The 21,251-nt window shown below is 70.7% G+C and carries 21 protein-coding genes; 11 read left to right on the forward strand and 10 right to left on the reverse strand.

Annotated features, from left to right (window positions below):
* Positions 1-11: 11 nt before the first annotated feature.
* Complete coding sequence (locus tag JEQ17_RS06865; protein ID WP_200394368.1) at positions 12-635, forward strand: VanZ family protein; 624 nt, start codon at positions 12-14, stop codon at positions 633-635.
* 171 nt (positions 636-806) lie between these two features.
* Positions 807-2,078, forward strand: a complete 1,272-nt coding sequence (locus tag JEQ17_RS06870) for a ricin-type beta-trefoil lectin domain protein (RefSeq protein WP_200394369.1) — start codon at positions 807-809, stop codon at positions 2,076-2,078.
* Positions 2,079-2,297: 219 nt separating this feature from the next.
* On the opposite strand, the gene JEQ17_RS06875 is transcribed toward JEQ17_RS06870, so the two are convergent.
* The 5 genes from JEQ17_RS06875 to JEQ17_RS06895 all read right to left on the reverse strand — a co-directional run bounded on the left by JEQ17_RS06875 (position 2,298) and on the right by JEQ17_RS06895 (position 5,048).
* Complete coding sequence (locus tag JEQ17_RS06875) at positions 2,298-2,759, reverse strand: hypothetical protein (RefSeq protein ID WP_200394370.1); 462 nt, start codon at positions 2,757-2,759, stop codon at positions 2,298-2,300.
* A 235-nt stretch (positions 2,760-2,994) separates the two neighbouring features.
* Complete coding sequence (locus JEQ17_RS06880) at positions 2,995-3,366, reverse strand: peptidase inhibitor family I36 protein (RefSeq protein WP_200401350.1); 372 nt, start codon at positions 3,364-3,366, stop codon at positions 2,995-2,997.
* 2 nt (positions 3,367-3,368) lie between these two features.
* A complete protein-coding gene (locus tag JEQ17_RS06885; RefSeq protein WP_234048109.1) occupies positions 3,369-4,112 on the reverse strand; it encodes a hypothetical protein in 744 nt (247 codons plus the stop codon).
* Positions 4,113-4,115: 3 nt separating this feature from the next.
* Positions 4,116-4,481, reverse strand: coding sequence for a hypothetical protein (locus tag JEQ17_RS06890; RefSeq protein ID WP_200394371.1), 366 nt, complete (start codon positions 4,479-4,481; stop codon positions 4,116-4,118).
* A gap of 330 nt (positions 4,482-4,811) precedes the next feature.
* Entirely contained in the window at positions 4,812-5,048 is a 237-nt protein-coding gene (locus JEQ17_RS06895) for a hypothetical protein (protein ID WP_200394372.1), read from the reverse strand.
* 179 nt (positions 5,049-5,227) lie between these two features.
* On the opposite strand from JEQ17_RS06895, the gene JEQ17_RS06900 reads away from it, so the two are divergent.
* Positions 5,228-6,271: a PHP domain-containing protein gene (locus tag JEQ17_RS06900; protein ID WP_200401352.1), complete on the forward strand. Its 1,044-nt coding sequence runs from the start codon at positions 5,228-5,230 to the stop codon at positions 6,269-6,271.
* Positions 6,272-6,680: 409 nt separating this feature from the next.
* Positions 6,681-7,640 (forward strand): SDR family NAD(P)-dependent oxidoreductase, encoded by a 960-nt coding sequence (locus JEQ17_RS06905; RefSeq protein ID WP_200394373.1) that lies wholly within the window; start codon positions 6,681-6,683, stop codon positions 7,638-7,640.
* Between the two features lie 62 nt (positions 7,641-7,702).
* Here JEQ17_RS06905 and JEQ17_RS06910 read toward each other — a convergent pair whose 3' ends face one another.
* Positions 7,703-7,969 (reverse strand): hypothetical protein, encoded by a 267-nt coding sequence (locus tag JEQ17_RS06910; RefSeq protein ID WP_200394374.1) that lies wholly within the window; start codon positions 7,967-7,969, stop codon positions 7,703-7,705.
* 138 nt (positions 7,970-8,107) lie between these two features.
* The gene (locus JEQ17_RS06915; RefSeq protein ID WP_200394375.1) at positions 8,108-9,400 is read right to left on the reverse strand and encodes an ROK family transcriptional regulator; all 1,293 of its coding nucleotides are present in this window, start codon (positions 9,398-9,400) and stop codon (positions 8,108-8,110) included.
* 166 nt (positions 9,401-9,566) lie between these two features.
* On the opposite strand from JEQ17_RS06915, the gene JEQ17_RS06920 reads away from it, so the two are divergent.
* The 4 genes from JEQ17_RS06920 to JEQ17_RS06935 all read left to right on the forward strand — a co-directional run bounded on the left by JEQ17_RS06920 (position 9,567) and on the right by JEQ17_RS06935 (position 14,214).
* Positions 9,567-10,883 (forward strand): ABC transporter substrate-binding protein, encoded by a 1,317-nt coding sequence (locus tag JEQ17_RS06920; RefSeq protein ID WP_200394376.1) that lies wholly within the window; start codon positions 9,567-9,569, stop codon positions 10,881-10,883.
* A 7-nt stretch (positions 10,884-10,890) separates the two neighbouring features.
* Positions 10,891-11,880 carry a carbohydrate ABC transporter permease gene (locus tag JEQ17_RS06925; protein ID WP_200394377.1) on the forward strand — a complete coding sequence of 330 codons (990 nt, stop codon included), beginning with the start codon at positions 10,891-10,893 and terminating at the stop codon, positions 11,878-11,880.
* Positions 11,881-11,968: 88 nt separating this feature from the next.
* Entirely contained in the window at positions 11,969-12,808 is an 840-nt protein-coding gene (locus JEQ17_RS06930; RefSeq protein ID WP_200401353.1) for a carbohydrate ABC transporter permease, read from the forward strand.
* Between the two features lie 47 nt (positions 12,809-12,855).
* On the forward strand, positions 12,856-14,214 hold the full coding sequence (locus JEQ17_RS06935; protein ID WP_200394378.1) for a GH1 family beta-glucosidase: 1,359 nt from the start codon (positions 12,856-12,858) through the stop codon (positions 14,212-14,214).
* A 3-nt stretch (positions 14,215-14,217) separates the two neighbouring features.
* Here the strand turns inward: JEQ17_RS06935 and JEQ17_RS06940 are convergent, their stop codons facing one another.
* The gene (locus JEQ17_RS06940; RefSeq protein WP_200394379.1) at positions 14,218-15,186 is read right to left on the reverse strand and encodes a phosphotransferase family protein; all 969 of its coding nucleotides are present in this window, start codon (positions 15,184-15,186) and stop codon (positions 14,218-14,220) included.
* Between the two features lie 75 nt (positions 15,187-15,261).
* Positions 15,262-18,435, reverse strand: coding sequence for a cytochrome P450 (locus JEQ17_RS06945; RefSeq protein ID WP_200394380.1), 3,174 nt, complete (start codon positions 18,433-18,435; stop codon positions 15,262-15,264).
* A gap of 251 nt (positions 18,436-18,686) precedes the next feature.
* On the opposite strand from JEQ17_RS06945, the gene JEQ17_RS06950 reads away from it, so the two are divergent.
* On the forward strand, positions 18,687-19,070 hold the full coding sequence (locus JEQ17_RS06950; RefSeq protein ID WP_200394381.1) for a hypothetical protein: 384 nt from the start codon (positions 18,687-18,689) through the stop codon (positions 19,068-19,070).
* Positions 19,071-19,072: 2 nt separating this feature from the next.
* Positions 19,073-19,723: a PAS domain-containing protein gene (locus JEQ17_RS06955; RefSeq protein WP_200394382.1), complete on the forward strand. Its 651-nt coding sequence runs from the start codon at positions 19,073-19,075 to the stop codon at positions 19,721-19,723.
* On the opposite strand, the gene JEQ17_RS06960 is transcribed toward JEQ17_RS06955, so the two are convergent.
* Positions 19,720-20,610, reverse strand: coding sequence for a DUF3626 domain-containing protein (locus tag JEQ17_RS06960; protein WP_200394383.1), 891 nt, complete (start codon positions 20,608-20,610; stop codon positions 19,720-19,722). The two genes, JEQ17_RS06955 and JEQ17_RS06960, sit on opposite strands and share 4 nt — an antisense overlap.
* Before the next feature lie 134 nt (positions 20,611-20,744).
* Here JEQ17_RS06960 and JEQ17_RS06965 point away from each other — a divergent pair, with 134 nt between their 5' ends.
* Entirely contained in the window at positions 20,745-21,239 is a 495-nt protein-coding gene (locus tag JEQ17_RS06965) for an FBP domain-containing protein (protein ID WP_200394384.1), read from the forward strand.
* Positions 21,240-21,251 lie beyond the last annotated feature (12 nt).

Raw genomic sequence — 21,251 nt, forward strand, 5'->3', positions numbered from 1 at the left:
TGGAGGGTTGAATGGCCCGCGCAGTGTCCCGCCCGCGCATCGCACTACGCCTTCGCTCCACATCTCATTCCGGCGCCAAGAAAGCCAGCCCTCGTACCAAGAAGTCGCGCTCTCCCGGCTCCAAGTCCGCCCCTCGCCCGTCGACGGCTCCGGGCGAACGACGACCACTTCCCTTTGTCGTACGGTTCCTGGTCATGCTCGTCGCGTTCGCCGCCATGGTGGCCTTCGCCGCCGCGCTGGCGCAGATCACGTTGCAGCCGTCGCCGGCCTCCGAGGCACTGACGCACAGCAACCTGCATCCGGGCCGTTCCCTGCGCGCCTATCTGGACCAGCCCGAACTGCGTGACGCGTTCAAGCAGATCGGCGGCAACCTCCTCCTCGGCATCCCCTTCGGGGTGCTGCTGCCCGTACTGGTCCCCAAGGTGCGCGGGATCCTGCGAGTGCTCCTCCTCACGGCGATCGTGATGATGATGGTCGAGCTGGTGCAGGGAGCGGTGATCACCGGGCGCGCCTTCGACGTCGACGACGTCATCCTCAACACCAGCGGAGCGCTGGTCGGTTACCTGCTCCTCGGCCGTCGGCTGAACCGCGCGGTGCACCCGCGCAAGCGCCGTGGCAAGAACTCGAAGGCGTGAACGCCTGAAGGCTTGAAGCCGGGAGGGTGAGCGTCAAGTTGTGAAGGAATGGTACGTACCAAACTCTTGACGCTCCCTTAGCTCACCTCTTAAATCAAGAGTCGAAGCTCGCACCCCCCACCTCAGTCGGCACCCATCCCCCACAGGGATCGCCGTACGGAAGGGAGAGTCGTGGACTCGCCACGCCTGCTCCGCAGATGCCTCCTCGCCGCCCTGTCCGCCGTGCTCCTCGCATCCGCCGCGGTTCTGCCCGCACAGGCGGACACGGGACAGGCCGCCACCCGACAGGCGGCTCCCGAGCCGAAGGCCGCCGCGGCCGTGACGTTCTCGGACACCTTCGACGGTCCCGCCGGTGCCGCCGTCAACTCCTCGAAGTGGCAGATAGAAACCGGCGACAACGTCAACAACCACGAGCGGCAGTACTACACGTCCGGCGCCAACAACGCGGCCCTGGACGGCCAGGGCCACCTGGTGATCACGGCCCGCCGCGAGAACCCGAACAACTACCAGTGCTGGTACGGGCGTTGTGAGTACACCTCCGCGCGCCTCAACACGGCGGGCAAGTTCACGACGACATACGGCCGGGTCGAGGCCCGGCTGAAGGTGCCGCGCGGACAGGGCATGTGGCCCGCCTTCTGGATGCTCGGCAACGACATCGGGCAGGTCGGCTGGCCCAACTCGGGCGAGATCGACATCATGGAGAACGTCGGCTTCGAGCCCTCGACGGTCCACGGCACCCTGCACGGCCCCGGCTACTCCGGCTCGGGCGGCATCGGCGGCGCCTACTCACTGCCCGGCGGCCAGGCCTTCGCGGACGCCTTCCACACCTTCGCCATCGATTGGAGCCCCGACGCGGTCACCTGGTCCGTCGACGGCAATGTCTACCAGCGGCGCACCCCCGCCGATCTGGGCGGCAGGCAGTGGGTGTTCAACAAGCCGTTCTTCCTGATCCTCAACCTCGCGGTGGGCGGCTACTGGCCGGGCGACCCGGACGGCTCGACCTCGTTCCCGCAGCAACTCGTCGTGGACGAGGTGAAGGTGACGACGAGCGACGGCTCCGGTGGCGGTGCGCCCATCAGGGGGCTCGCGGGCAAGTGCGTCGATGTGGCGGGCGCCAACTCCGCCAACGGCACGCCCGTTCAGCTCTACGACTGCAACAGCAGCGCCGCCCAGCAGTGGACCGTGGCCTCCGACGGCTCGATCCGGGCGCTGGGCAAGTGCCTGGACGTCACGGGCAACGGCACGGCGGACGGCTCGACCGTGCAGCTCTGGGACTGCGGGGGCGGGGCCAATCAACGCTGGGTGGTCAGCGCGGCGGGCGACATCGTGAATCCACAGGCCAACAAGTGCCTGGACGTGACGGGCAACAACTCCGCCAACGGCACACGGCTCCAGATCTGGACGTGCTCCGGCGGAGCCAACCAGAAGTGGACCGTCGGCTGACCGGACGGCGCAGCCACCGACGCGGGAGCACCACCCGCCGGTGCGGGCGCACGGCCGACTGACCCGGGGGGTCGGCCGTTCACCCGCACCGGCCCGAACGACCTGAGCCCGGCCGGGACCACCCGGCCGGGCTCAGGTCGTTCGGGCTCAGGTCGTTCAGGCACAAGCCATTTGCGCACAGCCCGTTCGGGCCCCGGGTGCGAGGCCCGGGGCTCCGCGTCAGCCGGTCGCCTCGCAGTCGGTGTCCTGCAGCTGGATCGGCCTCGTGGCGTCCAGGGCGACGTACGCCGTGAAGGTCGCCGTGTCCTGGCCCTGGTCGCCCCAGTGCGTGGTCACCGTGGCGTAGCCGACGCCCGCGGACTGGGCCGTGCTGACCGGGCCGATGTCGATGGACCGCGGCTCGTTCTGCGCGCAGAGCAGGACGTCGACGCCCTCGCTCTGCGCGACCTTCTCCTTCAGGTGCTCGGAGATGCCGTACTTCCGGGCGAAGTCACCGGGCCCGTGCTCGCCGTAGAAGTCCCCGAGGAAGGTGTGGATCTCCTCGGCGGTGTAGCGGTCGTTCGGGTCCACGGCGGGTGCGGCGGAGGCCGGTGCTGTGGAAGCGAGTCCGAGACCGAGGACGGCCGCGCAACCGAGGGCGAGGGCGACGCGCCTGGTCGGGCGCGTGACGGTGCGGAACATGTGAGGTACCCCGTTTTTCCTTGCTCTGCCCATGAGTTGGGCTGGTCACAGGGGCAGACCCGCTGCCCCCGGCGGACGTTGTGCTGCCCTCGGTCGCTGTATCCGTTCCCGGACATTTACCGCACATTCGTCACGCACCCCCGCCGTGCGACCTGTTCGTCACGAGGCACGCCCGGTCTCCCGGGCGTGCCACTCCCCTCCTGAGGTCACCCGCCGGGCGCGCGGCCGGCGGCTGTCAGCAGTTCATGGCCCACGTGTGCGAGTCGCCGCGGTCGTTGGCCACGCCGTTGTAACCGACCTCCTGTCCGGGCGTGAGGCAGATCGTCATGTCGCCGCCCTGACCGGAGTTCTCGTACACCCGGACGTGGTCCTTGATGCCGGGGCCGGAGATGCCGTGGTTGGCCCAGGAGGAGTCGGTGTCGGCGATCCAGCTCTCCCACCAGCCGTCGTCGCCCGACCAGTTGGCCCGCTGGCCACCGAAGTTGGCGTTCTCCCAGACGCAGAACTCACCGCTCGGACAGCTGGCGGCGCCGGCGGGCGAGGCCAGGGCCAGCCCGCCGCTCAGGGCGAGGACGGCCGCGGCGGCGGAGACGGCGAAGCGCTTGATGATCACGAAGGGGTACTGCCTTTCTCTTGGTTCTCCGGAACGGTCCGCCCGGCGTACAGATCCGCCGCGCGGTGCAGTGCGCGGGTGCGCAACTGCCGGTAGGTGGTCAACTGGTCGCGCCTGTCGGCGCGGACCTGGTCCAGCAGGGCCGGTTCCAGCCGGGCGCGCACCTCGTTGAGGCCGCTCTCGCGTGCGCAGCGCGCGGCGACGGCCGGGTCCGGCCGCTCGGCCCCGGGTCCGTGGTCCGGTGTGGTGCAGTGGGCCCAACGGCCTTGCGCCGCCCGGTAGTCGGGGTCGTCCTTCAATCGCAGCCCGGCCTCGGCGCGGAGGTTGTTCACGACGACCTGGGCGCGGAACCAGCGCCTCTCGTCCCCGTACAGCTCGCGCTGCGCGGCGGCCAGGCAGCCGTCGGTGTGCGCCTTGACGGTGTATCCGGTGGCGAGGGTGATGGACAGTTCTGGACGGCCGCGGCCGAAGAGGGCGCCCTGCAGCCGCCGGTCCGCGGCGTCGTCCCTTCCGTCGCCCCGCCCTTCGTCAGCGACACCTTTCGAGGAGAGCCCCCGCCCGGCCAGGCACCGTTCGACGAGAACCTGCTGAGCGGCCTTGATGAGGTCGTCACGCTCCCGGTCGGTCCTGGGCAGCGCGGGCGCGTCCCGTTCCGCGCCGGTCGGCGCGGCGCACCCGCCCAGTGCGACCAGCGCCAGTACGACCGGGGCGGCGGCGCCGAGCGCCCGCAGCAGTCGCACGGCTCAGCCGACCTCGCAGCCCATCGTGGTGTCGGACACCCCGTCGAGCCGGGCGCCCCAGGGCCAGTTGTCGGCCAGGTCGTGCGCCCGGATCAGCCGGTAGTAGCAGGTGTCGCGGCCCCAGTCGATGGCGTACACCGCGGTCCCGGTGTCCGAGCGGAACGAGGCCGCCTTGTCGTGGAGCGACTCCGGCACGTCCGTATAGCCCGGTGGTGTGTAGCACCAGGACGTGCCGTGCTGTCCGGCCCCGGTCCAGAAACACACGGAGCCCGCGGCGGGTGCCGTGGGCGCGGCCGTCGTGGCGGGAGCGGCGCCCAGGACGGCGACGGCGGCGAGCAGGGCCGCGGGCAGGGCGAGGCGACGGAACATCACGACTCCAGTCGTACGAGGGAGGGATACGCGCAGGGCAACCGGGCCGGATCGTGATCACGGTGACCGCCAAGATCAAAGTGCCCTCGTGGGAGCGGGCCCATGCACGGCCGCACCCGCCTCCCGATACCTGCCGATGCACGAAGCCGTCCCGCCCGCGACGGCTCACCACGGCGCGAAAACCCCAGGTCCGCGCGCCCCCGAGCACATTCACCCGAACAGCGGTCGAGAACCACGACGCGCCCCCACAGGGGCGCGGGGAACTACGCGATCAACCCCCACCGGCCCGCGGTGTACCCACTCCCCTCGGCGGAGCGCTACCGCGGAGCCCTACCGAAGATGCCAGGTGAGCTTGTCTCCACCGACCCACCGCACCACCGCCGGGTCATCGGCGTCATGCACCGGAATGCCGTACGCCGCGGCGGCCATCAGGACGTCCGTGAAGCTCCTGGCCTCGCCGATGACAGCGCCGTCGATCTCCACGATGCGGAAGGGCGGATCGCCGGGCTGGACGCCCAGGACCGTGATCCGCGGGTGCGAGATGTAGGGGCTTGCGATTTCAGTCATGATCCCACCGGTTCCACACGCGTGCCGCCGATAAGCCTGCCGTGGCGGCGCTGTCGGTCGTCGTGGCACTCGGCGGCGCCGGCGTGGCCGGCGTCCGTACGAGGTCGCAGTTCATGGTGGCACAAGGAGGCCATGTCGGCTGCCGTGCGGGCGGCGCCGGGCTGCGCCAGGCTGGAGGTATGGACCCGGCCGAGGCCCTGGACCGGATCGCGTTCCTGCTGGAGCGGTCCCTGGCCCCCACCTATCGCGTACAGGCGTTCCGCACGGCGGAGGCCGTGGTCACGGGGCTGCCCGCCGACGAGGTGGCCCGGCGGTCCGCCGAGGGGTCGCTGGAGTCCCTGAAGGGCATCGGGCCGAAGACCGCGCAGGTGGTGCGCGAGGCGCTGGCCGGACAGACGCCGGGCTATCTGGAGAAACTGGAGCAGGAAGAAGAGGTCGCGGGCCCTCTCGTGCGGGGCGGTGAGGAGCTGCGGGCTCTGCTGCGCGGCGACTGTCATCTGCACTCGGACTGGTCGGACGGCGGCAGCCCCATCGCGGAGATGGGCCGCACCGCGGCGCGGCTCGGGCACGAGTGGGCGGTGCTCACCGACCACTCCCCGCGGCTCACGGTGGCGCGCGGACTGTCCCCCGAGCGGCTGCGGGAACAGCTCGTCCTCGTCGCGGAGCTCAACGAGCGCTGGGCTCCCTTCCGGCTGCTCACCGGTATCGAGTGCGACATCCTCGACGACGGGTCGCTTGACCAGGAGCCGGAGCTGCTGGACCGGCTCGATCTCGTGGTCGTGTCCGTGCACTCCAAGCTGCGGATGAACGCGGCCGCGATGACGCGCCGGATGGCCGCCGCCGTACGCGATCCGCACTCCGACGTACTGGGGCACTGCACGGGGCGGCTGGTCACCGGGCGTGGGCGGCCCGAGTCGGAGTTCGACGCGGACGAGGTCTTCGCCGCCTGTGCCGAGACGGGTACGGCGGTGGAGATCAACAGCCGTCCGGAGCGGCTCGACCCACCGCGTCGGCTGCTGCGCCGGGCGGTCGAGGCGGGTGTGCTGTTCTCCGTGGACACCGACGCCCACGCGCCCGGGCAGCTCGACTGGCAGGTGTACGGATGCGCGCGGGCCGAGGAGTGCGGCGTACCTCCTGAGCGCGTGGTCAACACCTGGACCGCGGAGGAGCTGCTGGCGTGGACCGGGCGTCGCGAGACACCACCGGGCGTGCCCGGCCCCTGACCGCCGCCAGCCCGCCGGACGCCACGACGCCAGGTCGGCTCGTCGGCCGCGACCGTTCCGCCTCCTCGTGGGGCTCCTCCTCGCGCGCGCTTCCGCGGTCGTGACACACGTCACGGGAAACGCCGTGCGGACCTGGGAACACTCGCCGGTAGTTTCCCGTTAAATCAGCTGTGGGTGCGGATGGGACAGTGTCCCCGGGCCTCACCTTCCGCCCACAGGGAAGATCGTTCGGCTGAAGCCCTGTGGAGCATTCCGCCGAGAGGCGACCGCCATCCGCGGCCACCCACAGACGGCCCCGATCGTGATTCCCCCGTCCGGTCGGGGCCTTTCCCTTTCTTCGCGCGCTTCCCGTGCGCCACGCCGGGCCGAGCTTGACTTCGAGAGCGCTTCAATTCGTAGCGTCGGCCGTATGACCACTGCACAGCACAAGATCGGTTCGGGATTCGACCTCCGGAGCACCGCGGACGACGTGCTCGACGGCATCGACCTCACGGGCAAGCTGGCGATCGTGACCGGCGGCTACTCGGGTCTCGGCCTGGAGACGACGCGCGCGCTCACCAAGGCGGGTGCCCGGGTCGTCGTCCCGGCGCGGCGCAGGCCGGTCGCCGAGGAAGCGGTCGCGGGCCTCGACGGTGTCGAGGTGGACGAGCTCGACCTCGGCGACCTGGACAGCGTCCGCGCCTTCGCCGAGCGGTTCCTCGCCTCGGACCGCACGATCGACATCCTCATCGACAACGCCGGGATCATGGCCTGCCCGGAGACCCGCGTCGGCCCCGGCTGGGAAGCCCAGTTCGCGACCAACCACCTGGGCCACTTCGCCCTCGTCAACCGGCTCTGGCCGGCGCTCGCCCCGGGCGGTGCCCGCGTGGTCTCCGTCTCCTCGGCCGGCCACCACTACTCCGACATCCGCTGGGACGACCCGCACTGGCGGCAGGGCTACGACAAGTGGCAGGCGTACGGGCAGGCGAAGACCGCCAACGTCCTGTTCGCCGTACAGCTCGACGCCCTCGGCAAGGACTCCGGCGTACGGGCCTTCTCGCTGCACCCGGGCGGCATCCTCACCCCGCTCCAGCGGCACCTCCCCAAGGAGGAGATGGTCGAGCGCGGCTGGATCGACGAGAACGGCACCCCGCTGAACCCGGCGGGCTTCAAGACCCCCGAACAGGGCGCGGCCACCCAGGTGTGGGCGGCGACCTCGCCCCAGTTGTCCGGCATGGGCGGCGTCTACTGCGAGGACTGCGACATCTCCGAGCCCGCCCCGGCCGACGGCGAACGCGTCGGCGTACGCGACTACGCCGTCGACCCGGTGTCCGCGGCCCGCCTGTGGAACCTGTCCGCGGAGCTCACCGGCGTGAACGCCTTCGCCTGAGCACCTGACTTCGCCTGAGCACCTGACCACGACCGCGCGGGCCCCTGAACCGAGGTATCGGCTCAGGCCGGGGACTCCTCCGCCCCGGGGTGTTCGGGGTGCACGGTGCTGCTGGAGTCCTCGTCGCCCCGTCGGCGCGTGCCCGCCTCGTCGGTGTCCGGGATGTCGGTGTGCGACTCCGGCGTGTCCTCGTCGGAGCCCTCGCCCTGCGTGGGGTCGGCGGGCGTGACGTCCCAGCGGTCCCCGCCCTCCTGGGCCTGCTGGTCGGGCATGTCCCGGGGGACAGGACCCGCGTCCTCCCCGGGCCTCTTCGTCCGGTCGTCGCTCACGGTACGCTCCCCTCCTCGTCGGTGTGACTCCTGGCCGGGCGGGACTCCTCGTCCGACGGAATTCGTCGTCGGCCAGAACTCCTCGTCGGCCCTGGTGCGTGTACCTGCCCACGCGGCCGGCGAAACCCCTCGAAGGCGTCAATGCGGAGCGCGTTCCTCCATGGCCGCGCGCCACGCCGGGAGCTGGCTGTCGCCCGATTCGGGGCCCGGGCGTCGTCCGCCGCGCGCGAAAAAGTCGGCGAGCGGGAGGATCGCCGCGCCGACCGTGACCGCGTCGGGGCCGAGGGCGCCGAGCTCGATGGTGACCCGCTCGGCGGGATGGCGCAGCGCGTACGAGACGGCGTGCTCGCGGACGGCGGGCAGGAAGCGGGAGCCGAGCTGGAGTCCGGCCCAGCCGCCGATCAGGATGCGCTCGGGCTGGAAGAGGTTGATCAGGTCGGACAGACCCGCGCCCAGGTACTCGGCCGTCTCCTCCAGCACCGCGAGTGCCATCGGGTCGGCCGCCGAGCCGTCGGCCGGATAGGCGGCGGCGAGCATCGCGGTGAGCGCGGTCTCCTCGTCGACCCGCTCGGGTGGCCGTCCGCCCGCCTCCTCCCAGCGCTCCAGGAGGGCCTCGGCGCCCGCGTAGGCCTCCAGGCAGCCGAGCGCACCGCACCGGCAGCGGCGCCCCCTGACCCGTACGGTCAGATGCCCCCACTCCACGGCCCGGCCACGCTCCACGTCGTCCGTGACGAGGCTGGCGCCGACGCCGGAGCCGAAGAGGACCACGACCGCGTTGTCCGCGCCGCGTCCGGCGCCGAACCACATCTCGGCCTGGCCGAGCGTCTTGGCGCCGTTGTCGGTGAAGTACGGGACGGAGTCCGGGAGCCCGCAGGCGGTGCGGAGCAGGGACTCCAGCGGGACGGCCGGCCAGCCGATGGTCTGGCCGTGCACGACGGCGCCCTCGGCCGGGGTGCGCTCCACGATGCCGGGCACCCCGATGCCGACGCCCAGCAGCCGCTCGGGGGCGATCTCGGCGGCGGCGAGGACCTCCGCGATGCCGTCACGGATGTGGCCGACGATGACGTCGACGTCGTAGCCCTGATGCTCCAAGGGCCGTTCCGTGCGGGCGAGTTCGGTGAGGGTGAGGTCGAAGAGCTCGACGCGTACGCGGGTCTCGCCGACGTCCACACCGATCATGTGGCCGCTGGCGGGGGCGACGCGCAGCAGGGTGCGCGGGCGGCCGCCGTCGGAGTCGACGCTGCCCGCCTCCTCCACCAGACCCTCGCCGACGAGCTCGGCGACGACGTTACTGATGGAACCGGAACTCAGTCCGGTGGCCGGGCCGAGCTCGAAACGGCTCATCGGCCCTTCGAAGTAGAGCCGCCGCAGCACGGCTGTGCGATTGCCCCGCCGCAGGTCACGCACCGTGCGACCGTTCCGCCCCGCCATGTGGCTCCTCTCCGCCATCCCCCGACCTGCAAGATACCGCTGCGTCATCCCTTGACGCGAGTTTCTTCCGGGTCTTAACTCACGTTCTAAATTAAGCCGTGAGGGCGTTCGGGAAGTGAACGCGGCGCCCTTGCGCATCTCCCTCCGGGAAGGGACGCCAGACGTCATGCGCAGAACCCGAGCCGCGGCCGCGAGCGCGGTCACCGTCTCACTGCTGGCCGCCGTGACCGCCTGCGGCGGTGGCTCGTCGACGGAAGGCGGGTCCAACGACTCGCCGAAGACGCTCACCTACTGGGCCTCCAACCAGGGCCCGAGCATCGAGGCGGACAAGAAGATCCTCACGCCCGAGCTGAAGAAGTTCGAGAAGGACACCGGTATCAAGGTCAAGTTGGAGGTCATCCCCTGGTCCGACCTCCTCAACCGCATTCTCGCCGCGACCACTTCGGGCCAGGGCCCGGACGTCCTCAACATCGGCAACACCTGGTCGGCCTCGCTCCAGGCGACCGGCGCGCTGCTGCCCTGGGACGCCAAGAACTTCGGCAAGATCGGCGGCAAGGACCGGTTCGTCGAGTCGGCGCTCGGCTCGGCGGGGGCGAGCGGCTCGGATCCGGCGGCGGTGCCGCTGTACTCGATGGCGTACGCGCTCTACTACAACAAGAAGATGTTCGCGGACGCGGGGATATCCGCGCCGCCCGCCACCTGGGACGAACTGGTCGCCGACGGGAAGAAGATCTCCAAGGACGGCAAGTGGGCGCTGGCCGCCGAGGGCTCCAACCCGTCGGAGAACATCCACCACGTCTTCGTCCTCGGCAAGCAGCACGGCGCCGACTTCTTCGACGCCGACGGGAAGCCCGACTTCACTTCCGACGGGGCCGTCGCGGCGGTCAAGCAGTACGTCGATCTGATGGGCAAGGACAAGGTCATCGCGCCCGGCAACGCCGAGTACGCGCAGAACCAGTCGCTGCAGGACTTCGCCAAGGACAAGACGGCGATGGTGATGTGGCAGACCGCCGCGACCACGCTCAAGGCGCACGGCATGAGCGACGACGAGTGGGGCGTCGCGCCGGTGCCGGTCCAGTCCGGCAGCCCGGGGGCGGACACCGCCGTCAACTCGATGGTGGCGGGCATCAACCTGGCCGTCTTCAAGAACACCGACAACATCGACGGCGCCGTGAAGTTCGTGAACTTCATGACAAGCGCGGACGAGCAGACGATCCTCAACAAGACCTACGGGTCGATCCCGCCGGTCAAGGCGGCCCAGCAGGACCCCGCGTTCAACACGCCCGCCCTGAAGGTCATCCGGGACACGCTCGCCAAGAGCGCGGCCCCGCTGCCGCAGGTGCCCAACGAGTCGCAGTTCGAGACGGCGGTCGGCACGGCCGTGAAGGAGCTGTTCGCGGAGGCGGCGGCCGGACGGCCGGTCACGACCGCCACGGTCAAGGAGAAGCTCTCCGAGGCTCAGCAGCAGATGCCGAAGAAGTGAGCGTTCGATGACCGTGACCGCTCAACCCGCGGTCGGGGAGGAGGCGTTGCCCGGTGCGACGGGGCCGACCCCGCGCCGCCGCACCGGGCGAGTACGCCGTATCGCCCTGCCGTATCTGCTCCTGCTGCCCGCCCTGCTGCTCGAACTCCTCGTCCATCTGGTGCCGATGGTCATCGGCATCGTGATGAGCTTCAAGGAGCTCACGCAGTTCTACATCCGTGACTGGGGCGCCGCGCCCTGGGCGGGGTTCGACAACTACAGCCTGTCCGTGGACTTCGATGCGCCCGTCGGCGAGGCGCTGCTCCACTCCTTCTTCGTGACCTGCGCGTTCACCGTGCTGTCCGTCGGCCTGTGCTGGCTGCTCGGCACGACGGCCGCGGTCTACATGCAGGAGACGTTCCGCGGCCGCGGCTTCCTACGGGCGATCTTCCTCATCCCGTACGCGCTTCCGGTGTACGCGGCCGTCATCACCTGGGCGTTCATGTTCCAGCGGGACAACGGCCTGGTGAACCACGTGCTGCACGACCAGCTGGGCCTCACCGACAGCCCGTCCTTCTGGCTGATCGGCGACAACAGCTTTGTCGCGCTGCTCGTCGTGTCGGTGTGGAAGGGCTGGCCGTTCGCCTTCCTCATCGTGATGGCGGGCCTGCAGAACATCCCCAAGGAGCTGTACGAGGCGGCGGCGATCGACGGGGCCGGCATGGTCCAGCAGATCCGCCGCATCACGCTGCCCTCGCTGCGCCCGGTCAACCAGGTGCTGGTCCTGGTGCTCTTCCTGTGGACGTTCAACGACTTCAACACGCCGTACGTGCTGTTCGGCAAGGCGGCGCCGGAGGCGGCGGACCTGATCTCGATCCACATATACCAGTCGTCGTTCGTGACATGGAACTTCGGGACGGGGTCGGCGATGTCCGTGCTGCTGTTGCTGTTCCTGCTGGTCGTGACGGGCGTCTACCTCGCCCTGACCTCGCGCGGACGGAGGGCGGCCGATGTCTAGCCAGTCACTGTCCGAGGAGCCGCTGTCCAAGCGGTCCCGGTCCCAGCCGTCGCCGGCCAAGCGGTCGCCGTCGGCGCCGCGGTCACCGATGGCAGCGCCGCGCTCCTTCCTCTGGTCGCGCCGGATCTTCCTCACCCTGCTGACCGGCTTCGTCCTGCTTCCGGTGTACGTGATGCTGTCCAGCTCGCTGAAACCGCTGCAGGACGTGTCGGGAGAGTTCCGCTGGGTGCCCAGCGGGCTGACGATCCGCCCGTACATCGACATCTGGTCGACCGTTCCGCTGGCGAAGTACTTCGTCAACTCGCTGATCGTGGCGGGCGCGGCGACGGTCTGCTCGGTGGTGATCGCGATCTTCGCCGCGTACGGGGTGAGCCGCTATCGCTTCCGCGGGAAGCGCCTGTTCACCGTGACCGTGCTGTCCACCCAGATGTTCCCCGGGATCCTGTTCCTGCTTCCGCTGTTCCTGATCTACGTGAACATCGGCAACGCCACCGGCCTCGCGCTCTTCGGCTCGCGGATCGGTCTGATCCTCACGTATCTGACGTTCTCGCTGCCGTTCTCGATCTGGATGCTGATCGGCTACTTCGAGTCGGTGCCGCGGGATCTGGACGAGGCGGCGATGGTGGACGGCTGCGGGCCGCTCGGCGCGCTCTTCCGGGTCGTCGTGCCCGCCGCGGTCCCCGGGATCGTCGCGGTCGCGGTGTACGCGTTCATGACCGCGTGGGGCGAGGTGCTGTTCGCGTCGGTGATGACCAACGACACCACCCGCACGCTCGCCGTCGGCCTCCAGGGCTATGCCACGCAGAACGACGTGTACTGGAACCAGGTCATGGCCGCCTCGCTCGTCGTGAGCGTCCCCGTGGTCGCCGGGTTCCTGCTGCTCCAGCGCTATCTGGTCGCCGGGCTCACCGCCGGGGCCGTGAAGTGACCGACGCCTCCCTGCGCTCCAACTCCCCTTCCTCCGAAAGGACTTCTGTGACCATCGACCTCGCCGCGCTCCCCCAGGACTTCGTGTGGGGGACGGCCACGTCGGCGTACCAGATCGAGGGTGCCGTCGCCGAGGACGGCCGCTCGCCCTCCATCTGGGACACCTTCTCGCACACGCCGGGAAAGGTGGACGGCGACGACCACGGGGACGTCGCCTGCGACCACTACCACCGGTGGCGCGAGGACATCGCCCTGATGAAGGAGCTGGGCACCAACGCGTACCGGCTGTCGGTGGCCTGGCCGCGTGTCGTGCCGGGCGGCGACGGTCCGGTGAACGCCAAGGGGCTCGACTTCTACGACGCGCTGGTCGACGGTCTGCTGGAGGCGGGGATCACGCCGTCGGTGACCCTCTACCACTGGGACCTGCCGCAGGTGCTCCAGGACCGGGGCGGCTGGCCCGAGCGCGACACGGCGTACCACCTGGCGGCGTACGCGACGGCCGTCGCCGAGCGCCTCGGTGACCGGGTCCGGCACTGGACGACCCTCAACGAGCCGCTGTGCTCCGCGTGGATCGGCCATCTGGAGGGGAAGATGGCTCCGGGCCTCACGGACCTCACGGCGGCCGTCCGCGCCTCCTACCATCTGCTCCTCGGCCACGGCCTCGCCGCCCAGGCGATCCGGGCAGCGGCCCCTGGTGCCGAGGTCGGCATCGTCAACAACCTCTCCAGCATCGAGCCCGCCACCGACCGCCCCGAGGACATCGCGGCGGCCCGGCGCATGGACGGCCACACGAACCGCTGGTGGCTCGACCCGGTGCACGGCCGCGGCTTCCCGGCGGACATGCTCGAGGTCTACGGAGTCGAACTCCCCGAGCGGGCGGGCGACTTGGCGACCATCGCCCAGCCGCTGGACTGGCTGGGCCTCAACTACTACTTCCCGTCGGCCGTCACCGACGACCCCGACGGCCCGGCGCCCTTCGCCCAGTCGGTGCGCCGGCCGGGCGTGCCGCGCACAGGCATGGACTGGGAGGTCGACGCGTCCGGCATCGAGAGCCTGCTGCTGCGCCTCACCGACGACTACGGGGCCCGGCGGCTGTACGTCACCGAGAACGGCTCCGCCTACCCGGACGTCGTACGCGCCGACGGCACGGTCGACGACCCCGAGCGCACGCTGTACCTGGAGCAGCATCTGGCGGCCTGCGCGTCGGCCGTCCGCAAGGGGGTTCCTCTCGTGGGCTACTTCGCCTGGTCGCTGCTGGACAACTTCGAGTGGGCGTACGGCTACGACAAGCGTTTCGGGCTCGTGCACGTCGACTACCGGACGCAACGGCGCACGGTGAAGGGCAGCGGGCGACGGTACGCGGAGATCATCCGGGAGCACGACGGGAGGGCCCGGAAGGCGGCCTGAGCCTCACTGGCCGAGTTCGTCCAGGGCCGCGGTGAGTTCCGGGGCGACGCGTTCCCTGACCCAGGCGACCTGTTCGTCCCCCGCGCCGCGCGGGACGGTCTCGATGAGCATGATCAGGTAGAGATAACTGCGGTAGAGGGCGAGGCGGCGGCGGGCCGAGTGGGTGAACTCGGCCCGCCCGCCCGCCTCTTGATAGCCCGTCAGGAAGTCATGGTCCTTCCTGATGTCACCGAGGAGCGCCAGGGAGACGAAGTCCGCGAGCGGGTCTCCCCAGAACATGCGCTCACCGTCGATCAGTCCGCCGATCCGGGGCTCGCCGCCGCCTTCCGGCCGGTCGACCAGGATGTTCCCCTGCCACAGGTCGAAGTGCACCAGGCGCGGGACGGTGACCTCGTCCAGGGAGTCGTACGCCGTCTTGGCCGCGGCGGCCACCTCGTCCACCGGGCGCGGCAGCCAGGCCTCGTACCGGCGGGCGTCCTCAAGGACGGCGTCGTAGATGCCGGTGAAGGCCGTACGCCAGTCGGCGGACAGGGGGCCGAGCGCCCCGGACGGGTAGCCGAACCCGGGGCCCGTCACCTCGTGGAGCCGGGCCACGTGCCGCCCCAACTCCTGGCGCAACGCCCCCTGTTCAGCGTCCGGGTAGGTGTCCCACGAGTCGCCGGGGCAGGCCGTCATCAGGAGATGGCTGCCTTCGGACGCGTCCGGGCCGACGTGCACGACCCGCGGCGCGGGCACGTCGACCGTGGCGGCGGCGCGGTAGAACTCCGCCTCCGAGACGAGGAGTTCGCGCTCGTGGCTCATACCGGGGACGGTCGGCGGGGGCGGGATCTTCAGCACGTACCGACTGCCGTCGGTGAGGCGGAGTTCCTCGACGGTGTTGTACGTCCCACCGCTCATCGGACGGCGGCCGACGAGGCTGCCGGGCGGAAACCCGGCCGCCTCCAGGATCCGTCCGGCCCGCTCCTCCGACATCCCGCCCCACCCCGTATTCGTCGTTGTGCCGCTCGGTGTTGCGCCCGCCCGGTCGGCGATCCGCCACCGCGCGGCTCACCCGGCCGCGTACACGTCCTCCACATAGCGGCCCGCCGCGATCAGCTCGTCGAGCCACCGCTCGCAGGCCGCGTCGTCGGCGTCCTGCGTACGGTCCCGGTACAGGGTACGGAAGGCGTCGCGCACCCCGGGTGCCATTCGTGATCCGTCGCCGCAGACATAGACACGGGCACCGGAGTTCAGCAGCTCCCACACCTCGTCCGCCTCGGCGGCGATCCGGTGCTGGACGAAGGACACGCCGTCGACGGGAGCCGCACTGAATGCGGGGCGCAGCGAGACGGCTCCGGCGGTCTCGGCGGCGCGGAGTTCCTCGGCGTGCAGGAAGTCGGCGTCCGGGGCGTCGCAGCCGAAGTAGCAGAGAGCGGGCGCCAGTTGGGCGCCGGCCGCGGCGCGGTCCGCGATGGCTCCGCGGAAGGGGGCGAGGCCCGTTCCCGCGGCCACCATGACGACCGGTGCCGAGTGGTCGACGCGGAAGGCCTCCCGGCACGGCTGGATCCGGGCCAGCACGGTGTCGCCCGGCTTGACCGCGCTCAGATGACCGGAGCCGGTCCCTGTGTGGACGCCGTTCCCCGAGCGGGCCGGCGCCTCCAGCAGCGAGACCATCAGGTCGGCGTGGGAAGGGTCGGTGGCGGGCGAGGACGAGATCGAGTAGGTGCGGGGGCGCAGCGGCGTGAGGATCTCTTCGAGCAGCAGCGGCCAGTCCAGTGCTCCGCGCAGTGCGGGGTACGCCTCGACGAGCTCGATCAGGGTCCGCGGATCGGAGTCCTGGACCTTGGCGAGGGCGGCCCGTTCGGGCGGGCACGGATTGGCGGCGGCGAGCACCGCCACCCGGTCGGCGGTGGGACGCTCCTGCAACTCCACGTGATGCGCGAGCAGTTGACGTACCGTCAATGGACGGTCCACCGCGATGCCGTCGCGGCGCGGACGGCTCGCCCGGATGTCGAGCACGGCGTCGAGATCCACACCGAGCGCGGCCGCCGCCCTCTCGACGAGTTCCGGCGAGTTGACGGGCAGCACGGTGAGGTGGTCGCCCGTGCGGTAGGCCGTGCCGTCGGGCAGGGCGAGCCGCACGAAGCGCTTCGTGCGCGGGTGGCCGGGGGCGGTGAGGTCGTGGGCCTCGGTGACCGTCATGGGGACGAGGTCGTGCCGGGCGGCGAGCGCGTCGAGGGGGCCGCCGGTCAGCGTACGGACCTCGTAGGCGGCCACCGTGTCGCCCTGTGCGGTGTCGTCCGTGGCGTCCGGGTCGCCGTACTTCTCCAGCAGGGCCGTGCGCAGCTCTGCGGTGAAGCCGCGGACGGTCCCGCCGAGGTCGCCGGAGGCGTCGGCGGCCGTGCGGTCCAGGAGCCGGGTCCCGCCCAGTTCGGCCAGCCGGTCGTCGATGCGGGTGGGGAAGTGCTGGTAGGTGGCGGCCCAGTTGCGGTCGCCGACACCCAGGACCGCGTACGTCAGGTCCGGCGCGGCCGGGGCCTCGTCGAGCCAGGCGGCGAAGGCGGTGGCGTCGTCGGTGGGCCGGCCGTTGTAGGAGGCCGCGGTGATGACGACGGGGCGGTCCGTGGGCAGCCCGGCGGCATACGCGTCCAGCGCCGCCACCTCGGTCTCGCACCCCAACACGGCTGCCTCGTCGGCCAGTTGGGCGGCGAACTCACGACAGGTCCCGTAGTTGCTGCCGTGCAGGAAGAGCGCTCGGGTGCCGGGGCGCACCCGGGAGGGCAGCGCCCTCTCGTCGGCCACCGTGTCCTGCCGCCGTGCGACGCCGGGCAGTTGGGCGTGCTCCCGGTCGGCCGTCGTGCGCGGGGTGAGCGTGAGCGTGAAGCCGTCGGGCTTGAGCGTCAGCGTCTCCTTGACCGTGAGCCGGTAGTCGGCGTGGTCGTTCAGCCGGTAGCGGTGGACGAGCATCGCCAGCAGCATGGTCGCCTCGTGGAGCGCGAACTGCCGCCCGATACAGGCGCGTTCACCGGTGCCGAACGGCTTGAACGCGTGCGGGGAGCGCGCGGCCTCCGCCTCCGGTGTGAAGCGCGAGGGGTCGAACAGCTCGGGGTTGTCGCCCCAGACCGGCTGCCGGTGCAGCATCGGAGCGAGCACCATGACGCCCTGCCCGGCGCTCAGCCGGATCCGCCCGCCGAGGAGCGTGTCCTCACGTGCGTGCCGACCGAACACGGCGGCCGTCGGCCACAGCCGCAGCGCCTCGTTGAGCACCTGCCGGGTGTACGCGAGCTGCCCGACCTCGTCGAACGTCGGCTCGGGGTCGGCCGCGTCGCCCCACAGCGCGTCCACCTCGCGCTGTACGAGCTGGAGCACGGCGGGGTGCTTGGCGAGGTGGTGGAGGGCGAACGACATGGCGCCGGACGTGGTCTCGTGGCCCGCGATCAGGAAGGTGATCACCTGGTTGCGGATGTTGGCGGTGTCGAGTGTGGTCCCGTCGACGGGGTGCTCGGCCGAGAGCATGAGTCCGAGCAGGTCCTCGGCGGTGTCCTCTCCTTCGGAGACGCGGGCCTCGATCACGTCGTCGACCACCTGCGCCAGGTAGTCGGCGTCGCCCTGGAAGGCCGCGTCCGCCGCGGAGTGGTCCTGGCCGGGGAGGCGACTCAGCCTGGTCATGCTCCACTCCAGGCACCTGACCATGGCCTCGACGAACGGATGCGGCTCGTCCCGCTCGAAGGATCCGAAGTCGTAGCCGAACCCGGCAAGACCGATGGTGTCGAGCGTCATCCGCGTCATGTCGTCCGGAACGTTCACCGGAGACCCGTCGCGGGCGCCGCGATCCCACGAGTCGATCAGCCTGCGCGCCACCTTCAGCATCACCGGGTGATACGTCCGCATCGACCCGAGCGCGAAGGCCGGCATCAGGATGTCGTGCGCCTTGGCCCAGTTCGGCTCGTCGTTGTACGCCGTGAAGAGCCCGTCCGCGGCGAACTCCCGCACGTTCTCCAGAGCGGGCCCGACATGCTTGGCGAACCGCGTCTCGTCTGCGAGTTCGGTCACCAGTTCAAGGTCGCTCACGAACAGGGTGTCCCGCCCGTGCAGCCGCCGCACGAGCACCGGCCCGTGGGCCCGGCTCAACTCCATGACCTGCTGCAGTGGGGTGCGGCCCGGTCCGACGGCGGAGATATCGACAACAGGAACACCATCAAGGGTCCCGACAACATGCGGATGCGACACGGTGGGGGTCATGACGCGACAACTGCCTTTCGTGGTACGGAAGTCACGGCTGTCCCAGCTTCAACCAGCCCTCGCGCCCGTTCGCACCACAGAGCTACATGATCGTGTAGCGCTTTCTGTCCGGCGCCCCTTGCAACTCGGGGCACCCCTTCCCACCCAGGGGCGCGGGGAACTGCGCGACCAGCCCGATCCGACCCGCACCCGAATCACAACGCCCAGCACGCTTTCCCCGCCGACCAAGCGGAGCGCATAGGCTCCGCCACATGGAACAGAGCGAGATCATCCTGCGAGCCATCGGCGTCCTCACCGAGACCCAGGAGATGGTGCGCAGGCTCAACGAGGACGTCGAGGTCGACATAGACGCCGGAGAGGCACAGCTCGGCAGGCTGGTCACCGAGGTGTTCCCGTCGGTCGAGGTCCCCGGCGACGCGACCCCGGCCGAGGCGGGTCAGGCCGTCATCGACGCCCTGATGCCCGCGGCGATCTCCCTGGTCGGCGCCTTCGCCTTCCTGTTCTCGGAACTCGCCGAGGTCCACGACACGGGCCGGACCGAGATCAAGAGCACCGAACTCCTGCGCACCCTCGCGCTGCGCCTGTCCAACGCGGACGCACACCCGGACGACGACGACAGCGACGACGACGCCTGACCATGCCCGACGTACCTCCCGAGTCCGCGGTGGTCTGGCGCAACCGGGCCATGACCCTCTTCGACCGCATCCCGATGCCCATCGCGGTGTGTGACGTCTACGGGGCGATCATCCTGGCCAACCCGGCGATGGCGGCGGAACGGGGTGCGACTCCGGGCGGCCTCCGCGGCCGGGACGTACTGGATCTCTTCCAGCCCCAGGAGGCGACGCAGGTGGAGCGCATCGCCGAGGCGCTGCGTCTGCGTCATCGCTCGCGCTACCAGATCTCGGTCCGCTGGCGGACCCCCGGCGGCACCGAGCGGTACGGCGAGCTGACGGCAGACCCGGTCAGCGACACCGTCGACGCGACCACCACGCTGCTCGTCCTGCTGCGAGTGCTCGGCGAACGCGAGCCGGGGACGCCGGCACCGGCTCCCGCCGAGCCGCCCGCCACTCCGGCCGAGGCCCGCATCCTGGCCCTGCTCGCGGGCGGCGCGACCACCGCGCACGCCGCCCGCGAGACCGGCCTCACCGTGGACGGCGTCAACTACCATCTGCGCCGCCTGACCCGCCGCTGGAACGCGGCCAACCGCACGGAACTGGTCGCCCGCGCCTACGCCCTGGGCGTGCTCACCCCTGGCACCTGGCCACCGGCCACCACTCCCCTCGACTAGCGAGCCGCCCGGCCCGCGGTCTCGCCGATCGGAGCGGTTCGTCCGGCTGGTGCCCCGAACCTGGCCAGGCAGTGCCACACCTTCTTCAGGTCCTGCGGATCGTGACGCCCCGTGCGGGCGGCATCGCCGATGACCCGCGGGTCGAGGTGCCCGTCCTCGGCGATCCGCTCCCCCAACTCGACGTACCGCGCACCGCGGAAGTCCGGGTGGCGGCTCAACTCCTCGACGGAGAGCCGGTAGCCGGGGTGCCATTCGACCGGGCAGGGCAGCCGCAGGGCCGCGGCCTCGACAGGGGTGCCGCGGTAGCAGGGGTCCAGGACCAGCGCCTCCATGTCCCGGTCCAGGGCGACCCGTCCGTGCACCTGCACCTCGATGTAGTCGTCGAGGGCGTCCCGGTCGTCCGCCTCGGCCAGGCCGATGAGGGACATCCCGTCGGCGACCCCGAACGCCGTGGGATCGACGGAACTGTCCGGATAGCAGAACGTGGCGCGCCACAGTGCGTCCGAGGCCAGCCGGAAGTGCGCGGAGCCGAATCTCGGTGCGGCGCCGACCACTTGGTGCCGGAAGTCCAGCGCTCCGTACACCGGCCGCTCCTGCGGGGCCGCCGTGTCGTACGCCCCGCCGAACATCCTGCTCTCCCAGCGCCAGCGGTCGCCGCCGGGATGGGCCGTCAAGCCGCCGTTGCTGGTGCCCGTGACGAACTGCGAGCGGTACGTGCCGTCCTCGGCCAGCGCCTCCAGGATCGGGCGCCCGCGCACCAGGCGGTCCGGGTGCAGATTCAGGGTCACTCGCAGTGCCGGGTCGAGGGCGGGCCCGGACGACAGCGCCGCGACATGACGCAGGGCCCGCGCCCGCGGTGAGCCTTCTCGGGTGCCCCCGAAATTCATTGGATCCCCCTCGGCACGACTACATACCCTAGGCCAAAACCTAGGCATCCTAGGTTTCCCCGCAACCGACAACCGACCTGCCGATTACCGACTACCGACTACCGACTACCGACTCGCCAGGAGAACCCTTCACGATGAGACCACTCTCCGAGCAGGACATCCGCAACTCATTTGTCAACTGCTCCAAGGGCGAGGCCAAACGCCTGGCGGTACCGCGCGATCTGGCGGAACGACCGTGGGACGACCTGGACTTCCTGGGCTGGCGAGATCCCGGAGCACCCGACCGCAGCTACCTGGTGGCCGAGCGGGCCGGCCGGCCCACCGGTGTGACCCTGCGCTTCCCCTCCCGGCAACGCGGCTTCCTGCACCGCAGCATGTGCTCGGTCTGTCTGACGACCCACCCGGGCAACGGCGTCTCCCTGATGACGGCCCGCAAGGTGGGCGCGGCCGGTCGCGAGGGCAACTCGGTCGGCATCTACATGTGCGCCGACCTCTCCTGTTCCCTGTACCTGCGCGGCAGGAAGCAGCTCGACTCCGGGTCCCGTATCGAGGAGAGCCTCAAGCTGGAACAGCAGATCACCCGCGCGACCGGCCATCTGTCGGCCTTCCTGGACAGGCTGTACGCCTGAACCGGTCGCGGC

The organism is Streptomyces liliifuscus, assembly GCF_016598615.1.
Taxonomy (GTDB): Bacteria; Actinomycetota; Actinomycetes; order Streptomycetales; family Streptomycetaceae; genus Streptomyces; species Streptomyces liliifuscus.